10 protein-coding genes are annotated in these 15,046 nt (G+C 65.8%); 2 read left to right on the forward strand and 8 right to left on the reverse strand.

Features of this window, described 5'->3' with window-relative positions; all coding sequences use genetic code 11:
* Nucleotides 1–393 precede the first annotated feature (393 nt).
* Complete coding sequence (locus B8V81_RS15625) at nt 394–1,791, reverse strand: MATE family efflux transporter (RefSeq protein ID WP_052333596.1); 1,398 nt, start codon at nt 1,789–1,791, stop codon at nt 394–396.
* 589 nt (nt 1,792–2,380) lie between these two features.
* The gene (locus tag B8V81_RS15630; protein ID WP_101808696.1) at nt 2,381–3,403 is read right to left on the reverse strand and encodes a LacI family DNA-binding transcriptional regulator; all 1,023 of its coding nucleotides are present in this window, start codon (nt 3,401–3,403) and stop codon (nt 2,381–2,383) included.
* Between the two features lie 483 nt (nt 3,404–3,886).
* Between B8V81_RS15630 and B8V81_RS15640 the strand changes: the two genes are divergently transcribed.
* Entirely contained in the window at nt 3,887–4,630 is a 744-nt protein-coding gene (locus tag B8V81_RS15640) for a DUF998 domain-containing protein (protein WP_084137558.1), read from the forward strand.
* Nucleotides 4,631–4,997: 367 nt separating this feature from the next.
* Here B8V81_RS15640 and B8V81_RS15645 read toward each other — a convergent pair whose 3' ends face one another.
* From B8V81_RS15645 to B8V81_RS15655, 3 genes are all read right to left on the reverse strand, one after another.
* Nucleotides 4,998–6,776, reverse strand: coding sequence for an alpha-glycosidase (locus tag B8V81_RS15645; RefSeq protein ID WP_052333578.1), 1,779 nt, complete (start codon nt 6,774–6,776; stop codon nt 4,998–5,000).
* A 498-nt stretch (nt 6,777–7,274) separates the two neighbouring features.
* Nucleotides 7,275–8,720 carry an FAD-dependent oxidoreductase gene (locus B8V81_RS15650; RefSeq protein ID WP_028600412.1) on the reverse strand — a complete coding sequence of 482 codons (1,446 nt, stop codon included), beginning with the start codon at nt 8,718–8,720 and terminating at the stop codon, nt 7,275–7,277.
* Between the two features lie 592 nt (nt 8,721–9,312).
* Nucleotides 9,313–10,482 (reverse strand): MalY/PatB family protein, encoded by a 1,170-nt coding sequence (locus B8V81_RS15655; protein ID WP_028600413.1) that lies wholly within the window; start codon nt 10,480–10,482, stop codon nt 9,313–9,315.
* 216 nt (nt 10,483–10,698) lie between these two features.
* Here B8V81_RS15655 and B8V81_RS15660 point away from each other — a divergent pair, with 216 nt between their 5' ends.
* On the forward strand, nt 10,699–11,382 hold the full coding sequence (locus B8V81_RS15660; protein ID WP_240479068.1) for a L,D-transpeptidase family protein: 684 nt from the start codon (nt 10,699–10,701) through the stop codon (nt 11,380–11,382).
* Between the two features lie 21 nt (nt 11,383–11,403).
* Here B8V81_RS15660 and B8V81_RS15665 read toward each other — a convergent pair whose 3' ends face one another.
* The 3 genes from B8V81_RS15665 to B8V81_RS15675 are packed head-to-tail and all read right to left on the reverse strand — an operon-like array spanning nt 11,404 to nt 15,031.
* Entirely contained in the window at nt 11,404–12,573 is a 1,170-nt protein-coding gene (locus tag B8V81_RS15665) for a Ger(x)C family spore germination protein (RefSeq protein ID WP_101808698.1), read from the reverse strand.
* Nucleotides 12,570–13,667 (reverse strand): GerAB/ArcD/ProY family transporter, encoded by a 1,098-nt coding sequence (locus tag B8V81_RS15670; RefSeq protein WP_028600416.1) that lies wholly within the window; start codon nt 13,665–13,667, stop codon nt 12,570–12,572. The genes B8V81_RS15665 and B8V81_RS15670 overlap by 4 nt, the downstream gene beginning before the upstream one ends.
* On the reverse strand, nt 13,664–15,031 hold the full coding sequence (locus tag B8V81_RS15675; RefSeq protein WP_052333579.1) for a spore germination protein: 1,368 nt from the start codon (nt 15,029–15,031) through the stop codon (nt 13,664–13,666). The genes B8V81_RS15670 and B8V81_RS15675 overlap by 4 nt, the downstream gene beginning before the upstream one ends.
* Between the last annotated feature and the right edge of the window lie 15 nt (nt 15,032–15,046).

Below are 15,046 nucleotides of genomic sequence, written 5' to 3' on the forward strand. Positions count from 1 at the left end.
ACACCTCTGATAAGATGCAGGTACCACCCCGACATCGGCCAGAATGGAAGATCTTTGTGTGCATCCAACATACCATGGACCCGCTTGCCCTGCCCATGGATTTGTCCGAGGACATCCCCGAAAGCCGTCTCGTTTGTGTCGTGAATGCGGCTGTGGACCGCATGAGCGACAAGATTTTGCCGAGACAGCTGCATGAATAGGATGTTCTAGCGAACCGCCTTGGCGATCTACCGGGAGGAGTAGACGCCGGCCGAGAACCGGGCCAACCAAGGCAGAAATATGCCTTGGATCCGGCCCGCCGGCCGGGAGCCGGGCGAACCAAGGCAGAAATATGCCTTGGATCCGGCGGGCCGGCCCGTCTGCGGTGCAGCCCGGCCGGCCAGCCTCCTCGCGTCAGCTTTCTTTTTCTGCGGAATCGCCTGCGGCTGCCCCGGCTGGCCGCAGCGCCATCGGGCGCTGCACGATCCACAGCCGGATCGCGAAGCCGATCGTCGCGAACGTCAGGCCGGCGGTGATGCCGACCCAGAAGCCGTAGGGACCGAGGCCGGTCCAGGCGGCAAGCGCATAGCCGAGCGGGATGCCGATCAGCCAGTAGGAGACGAAGGCGACGATGAACGGCACCTTGACGTCCTTGTAGCCGCGCAGCGCTCCTTGCAGCGCCGCCTGCGAGGAGTCGGACAGCTGGAAGACGAGCGCGAACAGCAGGAACGTCACCATCAGCGAGGCGACCTCGGGATCGTTCGTATAGAACGAGGCGATGGCCGGGCGGATAAAGTAGAGGGCTGCGGCCGCCGTCACCATCAGTCCGACCGCCGTCGTCACGCCGAGCAGGGCGTACTGCCGCGCATGGCGAGCGCGTCCCGCGCCGGCCTCGTAGGCGACGAGGATCGTCAGCGCCATGCTGATGCTCAGCGGCACCATGAACAGCAGCGACGAGAAGTTGAGCGTCGCTTGGTGGGCAGCGATATACGTCGTGCTGAACATTCCGCCCATGAGCAGCGTCACGACGGCGAAGATGCTCGCCTCGAAAAACGTCGACAGCCCCATCGGAACGCCGATGCCGAGCAGCTCCTTCCAGCTGCGCCAGGACGGCGCGTACCAGCGCCGGAACAGCCGGTGGGGGCGCAGCGCCTCCGTGCGGAACGTCAGCCAGACCGAGACGCCGAAGATGAACCAGTACGTAATGCCGGTCGCGTAGCCGGAGCCGACGCCGCCGAGGCGCGGCATGCCGAGCTCGCCGAAGATGAGGCCGTAGTTGAGCAGGGCGTTCAGCGGCAGCGACGCGAGCAGCAGCGCCATCGTCATGCGGGTATAGCCCTGGGCTTCCCAGAAATACCGCAGCACATAGCTGCCGAAGAGAGGAATGAAGCCGATGGCGAGGCCGCCTAAATACTGCTTGGCGATGCGGTGCACCTCGTCGTCGAGCCCCATCAGCGACAGCGCGGGCTCGACGGCCAGCGAGCCGCCGATCAGGATGATCAGCGACATGAGCAGCGACAAGTAAAGCGCCTGGACGACCGGACGGGAGATCCCGTCCTTCTCGCCGCGGCCGATCATCTGGCCGATGATCGGCGTCACCGCCAGCAGGATGGCGTTCATCCCCGTCATGATCGGCATGAACAGGCTAGAGCCGACGGCGACTCCGGCGAGGTCGTTCGTGCCGGCGCGTCCGGACATCATCGTGTCGAGCACGCTCATCGCGGTGTAGCTCACCTGGGTGATGACGATCGGACCGAGAATCGTAAGGAACAGCAGCAGCTTCCCGCGCAGCGCGGGTTCGTGGCGAAGCATGATGAATACCCTCCAGCCGAGCATCGTTTTTCCAGCGGGCTTTCGGATCGTGGGAAGCCGGGGAAGTGTCTCGCTCCAAGAAATAAAAGAAGACCTGCCCCGCCAGGGGACAGATCAGTCTAGTGTATCATATTCCGTCAAGCAGGAGCAGGGGACAAAAGCCTCCAGGCCTAGTGCCGCGCTTCCAAAAAGGAACGCGGCGCTCGAACGCGATCCGCTCGCCCGCTGGCGCTGCCGTTGGTGCTCCGCTCCGCCCGCTGGCGCCGCCGAACCGCTTTGCTTCGCCTCGCTGGCGCTGGCGATCCGCTCATCTTTGCTCCGCCACTAGCGATTCGCTCAACTCCGCCCGCCGCCGCTGGCGCTGCCGTTGGTGCTCCGCTCCGCCCGCTGGCGCCGCCGAACCGCTTTGCTTCGCCTCGCTGGCGCTGGCGATTCGCTCATCCTTGCTCCGCCACTAGCGATTCGCTCAACTCCGCCCGCAGCCGCTGTCGACGGCTCCGCTCGGCCCGCTGGCGCCGCCGAACCGCTTTGCTTCGCCCGCTGGCGCTGGCGATCCGCTGCCGCTCCGCCCGCAGCCGATGCGCTCCGCTCAGCTCCGCGAAGGCTGCGAGGACTCGCGCGGGATGAGCCGATGCGGCACGATGACCCGCCGCTGCTCGATCGCCTCGCCTTTGATCGACTTCAGCAGCAGTCCGGCCGCCTGCAGGCCGAGCTGGTAGACGCCGATGTCGACGGAGCTGATCGGCGGCGTGCTGACCGGAGACATCGGATTGTCGTTGAAGCCGAAGACGGCCATGTCGCCCGGCACGCTGTAGCCGAGCTCGGAGAGCGTGCCGAGCAAGGTGAACGCGAGCAGGTCGTCCATGACGACGAGCGCGGTCGGCCGCTCCGACCGCTCCATCAGCGCCCGCACGGCGGCCGTGCTGTCGGCGCGGATCCGATCGGCGCTGACGAGCCAGCTCGGATCGGGCTGGATGCCCGACTCGTCCAGCGCCTTGCGGTAGCCCTCGTAGCGGTCGGCCGAGACGACGAGGTCGAGCGGGCCGCTGGCGTAGCCGATGCGGCGATGCCCCAGCTCCAGCAGATGGCGCGTCACGTCGTAGGCGCCCTGCACGTTGTCGTTGTCGACGGTCAGGATGTCCGGCCGCTCCGGGTCGCGCCCGATGAGCACGAACGGAAACTTCTCCTGCTGCAAATAGCGGATGACCGTATCGTCGCGCCGAGACTGAAGCAGGATGATGCCGTCTACCCGCCGGCCCTTAGCCAGACGTGTTACCGCTTCCAGCTCTTCCTGCTCGGAACGGCCCGTCTTCAGCAGAAGGTCGTAGCCGGCCCGTGTCGCCTGGCTCAGGATGCCGCGGGTGACGTCGGAGAAGAAAATATCGAGAAAGGCCTCGTCGGCGTTGCGCGGCAGCAGCAGGCCGATCGTCATCGTCGTGCGTGAAACGAGGTTTTTGGCCATCAAGTTCGGATGATAGCCGAGCTCTTCCATGACGGCCTTCACCTTCTCCGTCGTAGCGGCGCTGATGCGCGTGCTGCCGGAGATGACGCGCGAGACGGTCGAGGGAGAGACGCCGGCTTTTTTGGCGACATCGATTATCGTTACGTTCATCGGTTACAGTCCTCTGCTTATGCGGATGGCAGGCTGGGGGCGCCTGATGGAAACTATGAAAATTGTAAGCTTCGCTGCAAACAAAAGCAAGACGGCGGCGCGGCTCCCGGGCGGTCTGCGAAGGACTGCTGTCGGGGCCGGGGACCAGGTGTGGAAACCGCTTCCACAGGATAGCTCTGCTCAAACGGACCAGTGAAGCGGGTCCTGCGGACGCAATTCTTGCAGGAGGCCTTGCAGGAGGCCTTGCAGGCGGTCCTTGCAGACGGTCCTTGCAGGCGGTCCTTGCAGACGGCCTTGCAGGCGATCCTTGCGGACGGCCTTGCAGGCGGTCCTAACAGACGGAAGCAGGCACGCCTGCACCCGCGAATTCGTCACGCCGCTTCGGAGCAAGCCGAATCTCTTTTTTTGCCGGGTGTCGATTTCCTCCTCGCTCCTTCGTCGTCCAGTCAGAAGGCCAAACAGACCGAGAGAGGATGAAGGAGCATGCAACGAATCGATAGACGGAAAGCAAGCGTGGAAGCCGGATCGACGAATACCCTTAGAGGAAGCCGGGAAAATCGCTTGGAGCCCGGCCTCGGCCGAAGCTTGGAAGCCGCCCCGAAAGGAGGGGGGCTGCTGCTCGCCGGCGCGATGTCCGCGCCGCTGTTTTTCGCCGTGGCGATCGTCCTGATGCTCGTCCGGGAAGGATTCGACATCCGCAAGCACGCCATCAGCACGCTGACGCTGGGGGAGCTCGGATGGATCCAGAGCGCCGCCTTCGTCGCGGCCGGATGCTTGGCGCTGCTCGGCTCCATCGGCATCCGCCAGGCGCTGCGCGGCGGCGCGGGAAGCGTGGCAGGCCCGCTGCTCATCGCCGTCTACGGCATCGGCATGGCCTGCGCGGGGCTGTTCCGGCCCGACCCGGGCATGAGCTTCCCTCCCGGCGCTCCGGCAGGCATGCCGGCGACGATGAGCGTTTCCGCCGCCGTCCATTCCGGCGCCTTCTTCGCGGCCTTCCTGGCGCTCGTCGCGGCGTGCTTCGTGCTGGCCCGCCGCTTCGGGCGGACCGGAGAGCGCGGCTGGAAAGCCTACAGCATCGCGACAGGACTCCTCGCTCCGATCCTGATCGCCGCCGGCTCCAGCCCGGGCAGCTGGATCGGCGTCGCCATGGGGGCGGCCGGCCTGCTCGCATTCGGATGGCTGTCGCTGCTGTCGCTGCGCTTGCGCGCAGACCGCCATTCGGCTTGATCGGCCGCCGGCCGTTCGAGACGAAAAGAAGGCCGCTGCGCCGATGCTTCAAGCATCGGGCAGCAGCCTTTCGTCCGCGAGCCCGTGTCCGACCCGAACCTGCGGTCCGCGAGCCCGTGTCCGACCCGAACCTGCGGTCCGCGAGCCCGTGTCCGACCCGCACCTGCGCCCGCGAGCCCGAGGCCGACCCGCACCTGCGCCCGCGAGCCCGAGGCCGACCCGAACCTGCGCCCGCGAGCCCGAGGCCGACCCGCACCTGCGCCCGCGAGCCCGAGGCCGACCCGAACCCGGCGCCCTCAAGCCCGCGCTTCGCGGACCCGGGGCCCGCGAGCCGGCCGCCGGCACAGCCGTCCCGGCTGTCCCCGCTCTAGCGGCCGGAAGGGAAGCCGCCGGCGCTGATCGCGGAAGCCGCGCGCAGCAGCAGGAAGCCGCCTGGCGCCAGCTCGACGCTCAGCTTGCCGCCTTTCGCCCGCAGCTCGCCGCCGCCGAGCAGGTCGCTCCACGCCGCCTGATGGACGTCGAGCTGCACGGAAGCCGCTTTCGCGCCCGGATTGACCGCGATCAGGAAATGCTCCTGCTCGTCCTTGCGCTCGAGCACGAGCAGGCTCCCGCCCTCGGCCGCGTGCAGGAAGCCGAGCTTGCCGGTGCGCAGCGCCCGATGCTCCTTGCGGAGGGAGATGACCCGCTGGAAGAAGCCCAGCAGCTCCCGGTCCTGCTTGCTCTCGTCCCACTCCATGCACTTGCGGCAGTCCGGGTCGCCCGCGCCGTCAAGGCCGATCTCGTCTCCATAATAGACGCATGGCGCGCCGGGGAAGACGAACTGCAGCAGCGTCGCCAGCTTCATGCGCTCCTTGTCGCCGCCGCACAGCGTCAGCAGGCGCTCGGTGTCGTGGCTGCCGAGCAGGTTGAAGGCGACCTCGTTGGCCGAGTCGGGATAGCTCGCCATCAGCTCGCCGATCTTGTCCGCGAAGCGGTCGGCGCCGATGATGCCCTTGCCCGCGTAGTCGATGACCAGATGGGTGAACGGATAGTTCATGACCGCGTCGAACTGGTCGCCGCCGAGCCATGGCAGCGCGTCGTGGAACATCTCGCCGAGGATATAGGCGTCGGGGTTGACGTCCTTGACCGTCCGGCGGAACTCCCGCCAGAACGCCATGTCGACCTCGTTGGCGACGTCCAGGCGCCAGCCGTCGATGCCCATTTCCTCGATCCAGTAGCGGGCGACGCCGAGCAGGTAGTCCTTGACCTCCGGATTCTCCGTATTGAGCTTCGGCATGAGCGGCTCGAAGGCGAACGTCTCATACGTCGGCCGCCCGTCCTTCACCTGGATCGGCCATTCCATCACATGGAACCAGTCGGCGTACTTGGAGTCCTTCCCTTTTTCGCGCACGTCGCGGAACGGCTCGAACTCCTTGCCGCTATGGTTGAACACGGCGTCGAGCATGACCCGGATGCCGCGCTCGTGGCAGGCGTCGACGAGACGCTTCAGCAGCGCGTTGTCGCCGAAGTGGGCGTCGACCTTCATGTAGTCGGACGTGTCGTACTTGTGGTTGGTCGTCGCCTGGAACAGCGGGTTGAAATAGATCGCGTTCACGCCGAGCTCCTGCAAATGGTCGAGATGGTCGATGACGCCCTGCAGGTCGCCGCCGAAGAAGTTTTTCGGAGTCGGCTTGCCGCCCCAAGGCTCCACGCCCTCGGGATCGTTGGATGGATCGCCGTTCGCGAAGCGCTCCGGGAAGATCTGGTAGAACACCGCTTCCTTGACCCAGTCCGGCGGGGAGAAGACGTCGGCGCCGTTCAGGTACGGGAAGTCGAACATCTTGTCCGGATCGGACGGCTCGTCCTCGCGGAAGCCCTTCTCCTCGAAATAAAGCGTCTCGCCCGCGGAGCGCAGCTCGAACCCGTACTTCATGCGGCGCAGCGAAGGCTGCACGGCCGCCTGCCAGTAGTCGAACCGCTCGTCGGAGGGCAGCTTGGCCATGAACGTCTTTTCGAGCGTGCGCTCCCAGGCGTACTTGTCGCCGTGGATGAGGACGACCTCGTCCAGGTCGTCCTTCTTGGTGCGCAGCCGGATGTGCAGCGTCGCCTTGTCGTAGGCGTAGGCCCAGTTTCCGCGCGGGCGGTGGTAGATCGCTTCGAGATTCATGGTGATTCCTCCTCATCGGATATGGAGTCGGCGCGGCAGCCGCGCGGAGAGCGCGTCAGAAATAGAAAAGGCACAACCAGGCGGCGGCCGCGCGAGGTTGTACCCGGATGGCTGGGGTAGCATTGCCTTTGACTTCTGGGATCATTATAAAGGCAAGTCCCGCACTTTGGCAAGCGTTTGCACAACTTGTATTTCCGCTCTTTCCGATCCTGGGTCCAAGCAGGGCGTTTCGTTTTGGACCGCCGCCGCCGGCGAGCAAAAAAGGACGCATCGGAATGCGTCCTTTAATGAAAGCTTGAAGCGGATGGCGAAGGGCTGGCGCCCGATCCGCAGGGAGGCGGAAGAGACGGCGATTCTCGCTGGAGCACGGCAAGTCCGGCATCCTCCGGGGCCGCTGCGGATTCGCCGGCACTGGCGCTCGGCTGGAAGGAGATCGATTTCACGGCATCCGGTCCACGCCCGGAGCACAGCGGCGAGGAATGAAGCGCCGCAAGTCCGTCAGGCGCTCGCGCGGCGCTCCGGCTTCGGCTCCGCTGCAGCCTGCTCCTTCGCTGCGGCCTGCTCCGCCCCGGCCTGCTCCTCCGCCGCTTGCCGGCGAAGCGCCTCGGCGCGCTGCTTTTCGGCCGCGAGGCCGGCCTGGTTGAGCAGGTTCCACGGGTGGTTGTAGTGCGGCTGGAAGAAGAAGTCCACATAGGCCAGATCCTCGGTCGTCATGCGGTTGTGGATGCATACCGACAGCGTGTTGGCGGCCTGGGTCAGATCGGCCCTCGACAGGATCTGGGCGCCGAGCAGGCGTCCCGTCCCCCGCTCGTACACGAGCTTGAGCAGCGCCTCCTCGGCATCCGGCATGAAGTCCGGGCGATGCGACTCGCGCAGCGTCACGGCTGCGGCGTCGAGGCCGGCCGCCTCGGCCGCGGCCTCGGTCATGCCGGTCGAGGCGATGTTCAGGTCGAACAGCTTGATCGCCGACGTGCCCTGCGTGCCGCGGTACTTGACCTTCGGCTCGACGAGGTTCCGTCCGGCGAGCGTGCCCATGCGCACGGCATTCGTCGCGAGCGGGATGTACGCCTGCTGGCCGGTCGGGTTGTAGCGCACCGCGCAGCTGTCGCCGGCGGCGAGCACGTCGGGATCGCTCGTGCGCATGTACTCGTCGACGAGCAGCGCTCCGTTGTCCAGCATGTCGAGCTGGCCCTTCACGAGCTCGGTGCCGGGGCGGAAGCCGATGCACAGCACGACGAGGTCGGCTTCGTGCTCGCCCTTGTCGGTGACGACCTTGGCGACGCGGCCGTCCCGGCCCTCGAAGCGGCTCACCCTCTCGCCGAGCGCCGTGCGGATGCCGCGGCCGGCGAGCGCTTCCTCGGCGGCGTCGGTGAACTCGGCGTCCAGGTACTTGGCCATGACGCGGTCCATGTTGTCGAGCAGCGTCACCTCCTTGCCGAGATCGCTGAACGCCTCCGCCAGCTCAATGCCGATGTAGCCGGCGCCGATGACGGCGACCTTGCGGGCCGCTCCGGCGCGGGCGATGATCTCTTTGGCGTGGAAAAAGTTTTTGCACAGCTGCACGTTGTCCAGCCGGATGCCTTCCATGTCCGGAACGACGGGCCACGAGCCGGTCGTCACGACGAGCTTGTCGTAGCTGTCCTCGAACTCCTCGTTCGTCTCCAGGCTGCGGACGCGGAGCGTCTTGGCGGCCGTATCGATCCGCAGCACCTCATGGCGCATCCGCGTGTCGACGCCGAGGCGGGCGAGCTGCTCGGGGCTGCTGTAGAACAGTCCCTCGGGGTCCTTGACGACGCCGCCGACATGCAGGGCGATGCCGCACGACAGGAACGAGATGTTGTCGTTGCGCTCATAGACGGTGATGCGGGCTTCGGGATGCTCGGCCGCGATGGCTTTGACGGCGGCGGTTCCGGCGTGCGTGCATCCGATGACGGCGATTTTCATAAAGGTATTCCTCCTTGAGGGATGTAGGTCGATCGCGTGGCTTGCTTCTTGCGGCTTGCTTCTTGCTGCCGCCGCTGCTTGCAGGAGCTGCGCTTCGCTCATTATGTGAAATTAATCACAATGTTGGGCGAAAGGGAGACGATCCTGCTTCCCTGGGACTCTTGAGAGAGGGAGAGCCTTCGCGTCGGGACGGACCGAAGAGCGAAAGAAGCAGAATCGTCGGTGTCAGAGATGTTGTGAAATTAATCACAATGTCTTGATGGCTTTATCTTACCATCCGTCATCAGGGGACGCAAGGGGCATTCTCGCCGGATTATGGCGAGGCTGTGACAGTCGCCGCCAAGTCGTTTTCGGGCGCTCGGCTCCCGTATTCATACCCGCAGGCAAGCCTTTCGACGCAGCGTCTTCCAGCCGGCCGGAGGCATCTGCCGCGCGAAAAGGAAGAGCGGCGGCCAGAGCCGCTCCTGCCAACGGAAGAGCGGCACCCGGACCGTCCTGCCGACGGAAGAGCGGCCAGCGGACCGCTCATGCCGATGGTACAATACGGCCGTCGCCCCGCCTCCAGAGCGCTCCGCCGCCTGGCCCGCCTCCGCTAGCGCGAGGCGCGCAGCTCCTGCACGGCGGCGGCGATGCGGCGCGCCGCCTCCTCGGCCGTCGCCCGGCTGCAGGCGGCATTGAGCCGCATGAAGCCGGAGCCGCCCTCGCCGAACGAGGAGCCGGGGCTGAGCTGGATCCGGGCCTTTTCGAGGAAGAAGCGGTGCAGCTCCGGCTCCGCGAGGCCGAGGCCGCGGCAGTCGAGCCAGAGCAGGTACGTCCCCTCCGGCACGGAGGCGGAAATCTCGGGCGCGGAGCGGCGAAGCTCCTGGGCGAGGTACTGCTGGTTGCCGCGGATGTACGCGAGCGCCTCCTTGAGCCACTCCTCGCCGCCGTTGTAGGCTCCAAGGACGGCCGCGTGTCCGAGCGCGGACAGCGAGGCGAGCGCGCCTCGCTTCAGCTCGGCGGTGACGGCCGCGCGCAGCTGCGGATTCGGAATGATCATGTTGGACGTATTCATGCCCGCGATGTTGAACGTCTTGCTCGGCGACGTGCAGAGGAGCGCCAGCGCGGCCGCCTCCTCCGAGATCGAGGCGAACGGCACGAACCGCTCGTATGCGAGGTCCGCATGGATCTCGTCGGAAGCGACGAGCACGCCGTGGCGCGCGCACAGCTCGGCGAGCCGCAGCAGCTCCTCACGCGACCAAACGCGCCCGACGGGATTATGCGGGGAGCACAGGATCAGCAGCTTGACGCGCTCCTCGGCGAGCTGCTCCTCCAGCTCGGCGAAGTTCACCTCGTAACGGCCGTCGTCCCCGCGCAGCAGCGGGTTGAGCACGAGCTCGCGTCCGTTGTCCTCGACGACGGAGCGGAACGGCGGGTAGACGGGAGGCTGGATGACGACGGCATCCCCGGGCTGCGTGCAGGCGCGGACGATGACGGACAGCGAGACGACGACGCCGGGGCAGAAGCGCACCCATTCCGGCTGCGCCTGCCAGCCGTGGCGGCGGGACATCCAGCCGGCGACAGCCTGCTTGTACTCGGGCGTGACGCTCGTATAGCCGAGCACGCCTCTGCCGATCCTCCGCGCGAGCGCGTCCAGCACGCTCGGCGGCGCGGCGTAGTCCATGTCGGCGACCCACATCGGCAGGATGTCCTTGCCTTTGTGGAGATCCCATTTTTCGGAAGCGATGCCCTCGAAAGAAGGCGGGTTGTCGAACGTAGTCATCGAAAGGCTCCTCTCTGGCTTCGACCTGCGCAGGCTTCGCTGCAAGGCCATCTCGATCAGTCTATCGGAATGTCCGGCGAAAAAAAAGCCCGCGCCATCCCTCCCGATTATGCTGCCGCAAAGGCTCCGACGGCTGCCGAGGGATGGCGCGGCCGCGTTTGGGGAACCTTTGGATCCGGGTACGAAGAGGAAAAGAGGAGCAGAGGAGCGAGGCGCATGAAGCGAACAGGAAACGGCGGAGCCGGACGCGCGCTGGCGATCATGCTGGCCGGGCTGCTGGCGGGCGGAGGGACGGCGCAAGCGGCGGCGTCCGCAGGGTGGAAGGCGCAGGCCGAGAAGCAGGGCTCCAGCCAGGTCGTCGTCATCGACGCGGCGGGGCCGGACTCGTTCCGGGCCTCCTTCTCCTTTTATGAAAGGCAGGACGGCAAGTGGCTCCGCACGCTCGGCAAGGCGCCGGCGGTCGTCGGGAGAAGCGGCATCGGCAAGATGAAGGAAGGAGACGGCCGCACGCCGTCCGGCCTCTATCCGCTCGGAAAAGCGTTCGGCTCCGCCGGCAAGCCGCCCGGGCTGCGCCTCCCCTACACAAAGACGGACGGCTCGGACTTCTGGGTCGACGACCCGGCCTCGCCCGACTACAACCGCTGGATCCGCTCGGAAACGGGGCCGAAGGCGGAATGGGCCTCGTTCGAGCGGCTGCGTCAGCCGCTGTACCGCTACGCGGTCGTCATCGGCTACAACGAGCAGCCGGTCGTGCCCGGCAAGGGCAGCGCGATTTTTCTCCATCTGTGGCGTGGAGCGGACCAGCCGACCGCAGGCTGCGTCGCGCTGTCGGAAAGCGCCCTGCTCAAGCTGCTGGCCCGCCTGGACGCTGCGCGCAAGCCCGTGATCTTTATCGAATGAGCCCCAGCCCGGGGCGAAGCGTCAGGCCCGCAGAAACTCCAGTCCCGTATTGCGCATCTCGATCTTGAACGTGCAGCGGATGTCGCCCTGCCGGTACAGATCCGGCCACTGATCCGGCTTGATGCGGTCGCGGAACCGGTTGCCGAAGCCGAAGATGTCGGACCCCGCCTTCTGGGTTTTGGCGATCAAGCCTTTGCTCAGCTGATCGAGCTGCTCGGCGAGCTCCTCCTTGATCTCGTCCTCGCTGCGCCGCTTGGAATGCGATTTGTCGAGCAGGGAGACCGACAGCGAGATCTCCGCTTCGACGCGGGGCTTGCCGCCTACGAGCCGGCTCCGGACACGGGTCTTGTTATGGACGATGTTGAGGTCGGAGCGGCTCATGAGCACGATCTCGGAGTCGGTCAGACGCTTGGTCATCATCTCGTACAGCAGCGACTCGTCCATCGTCAGCCTGCCTGCCATATGGTCGCTCCGGAAAAAGGCGTTGCCGGTCTGGATGAAATCCTTCTTCTCCTGGCGGAGCACCGGGATGAGATTGGCGTGCATCGGGTTGTGCAGCTTCGCGTACACCTCCCACAGCATCGTCTTGTTCTTGCGCGGGATGCCTCCGGCATACGGCTCGAAATAAAGCTTCGTGTAGATGCCGGCCAGCTCGCCTGCCGGATTCGGACTTTCGAAGATGCGCTTCATGCCGCCCTCGACGACGGCCACGACGGCATCGAGCGGCACCGTGCGCTCCCTCACCGCGAACTCGAGGTAAGGGAGCAGGCCGTACTGGGCGCTTTGCTCGTCCAGAAACAGGGCGCGCGTCGAGGAGACGTCGATCGCCTTGGGCAGCTTATACTGCACCCTGTTGACCGCGTCCATGACGGTGCTCCCTTCCTGGCTGACGGCAAAGAAGGAGCTCTTGTGGCCGCCGCCCATAGGGCTCGTCACCGGGACTCGGAACCACACCTCCAGCCGCTCGGGCGACTTCGCGTCCAGCCCCATCGCCCCGACGAGGAAGCGGTTGTCGACATCCTTGGAGTCCCAGCAGCCGCCGGCCGCCAGCAGGAGCAGCAGCGCCGCTGTCCCGCTCCATGCCGTCCGCAGCCGCGCCAGCGCCTTCGCCCTTCCCTGCTCCTTCCGTCCTTGCGCCTGCTCCCGGCGCCGTTCCGACGCCGGCGAGGCGGTCGGGTTTATCGGCTTCATTTGGACTCCTCCTTCGCAGTCTTCCTTTTGCCTGCGGCAAGCAGCAGCAGCGGAAAGGCGAACATCACATACATCCGGATGACCAGGCTGTTGAACAACCAGCTCTCGATGATGCGCCATTCCGGAATCCACGTCGCCACGGCGAAGACGACCGCGCTTGCCGTCAGGACGAGCTTGCTCACGGGGAGCTTCGGCCACAGCCCGTGAGCGACGCTGCCGATCGTCCGCAGCTTGAGCGCCATGACGACCAGGAGGCAGAACATCGTCGCCGACAGGAAGATCGACGTCAGATTTTCGAAAACGATCCAATACTGATAGACGGAGTCCATCTTGGTCACGAACGGAAACGTCAGGTTCGAGCTCAGCTCCCGCCCGAAGGTCAGGACGGGCAAGTAGACGAACGAGAGTACGAGCGCCGTGCCTACGCCGAGCGCCAGCAGATAGCCCTTTCGGTACGCCCGGCTTTCTTCGGCGTCGTAGCTGCCGCAAAGCGCGACGAACGCGAAGCCCATCCACAGAAAGGAGCCGCCGTAGAAGTCCCCGCTCAGCAGAAAGGCCGGTTCCGGCCTCAGCCAAGGCCCGCCGTAGTACAGATGCGTGTTGATGAAGCCGACGAGCAGCAGGAACAGCAGGATGGTGAAGGCGAGCAGGAACAGCAGCCTCGCCGCGCGGAAGATCGGCGGCAGGCCGGCTGCGGCCAGCAGCGCCGCCGGCACGATCATGCCGTCGAGAAAGGAGATCGGCGTCGTCGGCAGCAGCGTCATCGTGACCAGCTCGGAAAACGAGCGGAGCATGACGATGACGGCTCCGAAAGCGAACAGAAGCAAGGGAAACGTGAGCAGCCACGCGGCTGCGGGTCCGAGCAGGCCGCGCGCGTACGGCAAGAGCGGCTGGCCCTTCAGCCCGCGGAGCAGACGGACGTAGAGCAGGCAGCTGGCGGCGGATGCGCCAGCCCACAGCAGAATCGGGAGCCACAGCGCTCCATCGGTGCTGTTGATGACCAGGCTCGGATACAGGAAGCCGCCCGCCGCTCCGAAATAGAGGCTGAACAGGCAGAAGTAGGCGTAAGCGGACCGTTTAGGCTGCTTCGTCATGCTCCCCCGCCTTTCTTCTTCAGCATCGTCGTCAAATAAGGCGTGCCGAACGATTCCAGGCAGCTGAGGTAGAAGACGAGGCAGATGAGGCAGAAGACGATGCCGAGCAGGCCGGCGACAGCGGCGCCGATGCAGACGAAGTACTTCAGGATGCGCTGCACGAGCCCCATCTGATAGTCGATGACGATGAAGTTCGTGATTGCGGTCGCCGCCACGATGATGACGAGCAGGTTGCTCACGATATTGGCCTGGATGATCGCCTGGCCGAGCACGACGCCGCCGACCATCGTGACGGTGGCGCTGATCGCCTGAGGCAGCCGGGTGCCCGCCTCCGTGATGAAGTCGATGATGATGAGCATGAGCATCGTCTCGATGAACACCGGATACGGGACGCCCTCCCGGCTGGCGGCCGCGGCGAGGCTGATCTCCAGCCGGTTCACGTCGACGTTGATCGAGGTGAGGGCGATGTAGAGCGCGGGCAGCGTCAGGTTGCAGAACATCGCCAGGAAGCGCAGCGCGTTGAGGAACACCGAGACGAACGGATTGACATAGCTGTCCTCGGGCGAATGCCAGAAATCGGTGTAGACCGCAGGCAGCAGCAGCGCGAAAGGCGTGCCGTCAAGCAGGATCGCGATCTTGCCGCGGAGCAGGTCGCTGCTGACGCGGTCGGGCCGCTCGGTCAAGACCGCCTTCGGAAACAGCCTTGCCCAGCGCTTCGTGTCGATCAGCCGGAGCAGCTCTCCGGTGTCCTGCACGCTCTGCACGTCCAGTCCGTCCAGCGCGTCCTGGACGCGCTGCAGGCAGTCCGGATCGACCTTGTCCTCGGCATACATGACGGCCGCCTTGGTGCGGGTGGCCGTGCCGATATCCGAGACCAGGCACTTGAGCTTCGAGCTGCGGAATCGCTGGCGCACGAGCGCCGTATTGACCTCCAGGTTCTCGTTGAACGCATACAGCGGGCCTTGCAGCACGTTCTCGGTGAACGGCGAGCTGAGGCTGCGCTGCTGCACCTTATGCAGGTTGAGCACGAGGCCGTGCGAGGAGCCCTCCATGCAGAGCACCGCCATGCCGAGGCAGATGGCGTGCTCGGCGCTGTCCGCCTGGGCTTCCTGGAGCGCGGTGCCTTCGTATTGGCTGAGCCGCGATTCCAGCGTGCCCGCCTCCTCGGAGACGACGAAGCGGAGCTTGGCGGGCGAGGCGAGCGTGGACAGGTAGCACAGGCATACTTCCCGGCCGCCGTCCTCGCCGATCTTGACGCATATATAGTCGTGGGCATCGGCGAACAGGAGCGCCAGCTCCTTGTTCAAGGAGCGAGCCGGCTCGTCGACGGTCCACTTATGAAGGCTGGCGAGCAATGCCGGCATGGCAGAACCTCCCTT

Source organism: Paenibacillus pasadenensis, assembly GCF_002864175.1.
Lineage (GTDB): Bacteria > Bacillota > Bacilli > Paenibacillales > Paenibacillaceae > Paenibacillus_O > Paenibacillus_O pasadenensis.

What these genes read in the sequence shown, in the direction of transcription:
- B8V81_RS15625 (WP_052333596.1), bottom strand. Translation starts at nt 1,791, where the DNA reads ATGCTTCGCCACGAACCCGCGCTGCGCGGGAAGCTGCTGCTGTTCCTT.
- B8V81_RS15630 (WP_101808696.1), bottom strand. Translation starts at nt 3,403, where the DNA reads ATGAACGTAACGATAATCGATGTCGCCAAAAAAGCCGGCGTCTCTCCC.
- B8V81_RS15640 (WP_084137558.1), top strand. Translation starts at nt 3,887, where the DNA reads ATGCAACGAATCGATAGACGGAAAGCAAGCGTGGAAGCCGGATCGACG.
- B8V81_RS15645 (WP_052333578.1), bottom strand. Translation starts at nt 6,776, where the DNA reads ATGAATCTCGAAGCGATCTACCACCGCCCGCGCGGAAACTGGGCCTAC.
- B8V81_RS15650 (WP_028600412.1), bottom strand. Translation starts at nt 8,720, where the DNA reads ATGAAAATCGCCGTCATCGGATGCACGCACGCCGGAACCGCCGCCGTC.
- B8V81_RS15655 (WP_028600413.1), bottom strand. Translation starts at nt 10,482, where the DNA reads ATGACTACGTTCGACAACCCGCCTTCTTTCGAGGGCATCGCTTCCGAA.
- B8V81_RS15660 (WP_240479068.1), top strand. Translation starts at nt 10,699, where the DNA reads ATGAAGCGAACAGGAAACGGCGGAGCCGGACGCGCGCTGGCGATCATG.
- B8V81_RS15665 (WP_101808698.1), bottom strand. Translation starts at nt 12,573, where the DNA reads ATGAAGCCGATAAACCCGACCGCCTCGCCGGCGTCGGAACGGCGCCGG.
- B8V81_RS15670 (WP_028600416.1), bottom strand. Translation starts at nt 13,667, where the DNA reads ATGACGAAGCAGCCTAAACGGTCCGCTTACGCCTACTTCTGCCTGTTC.
- B8V81_RS15675 (WP_052333579.1), bottom strand. Translation starts at nt 15,031, where the DNA reads ATGCCGGCATTGCTCGCCAGCCTTCATAAGTGGACCGTCGACGAGCCG.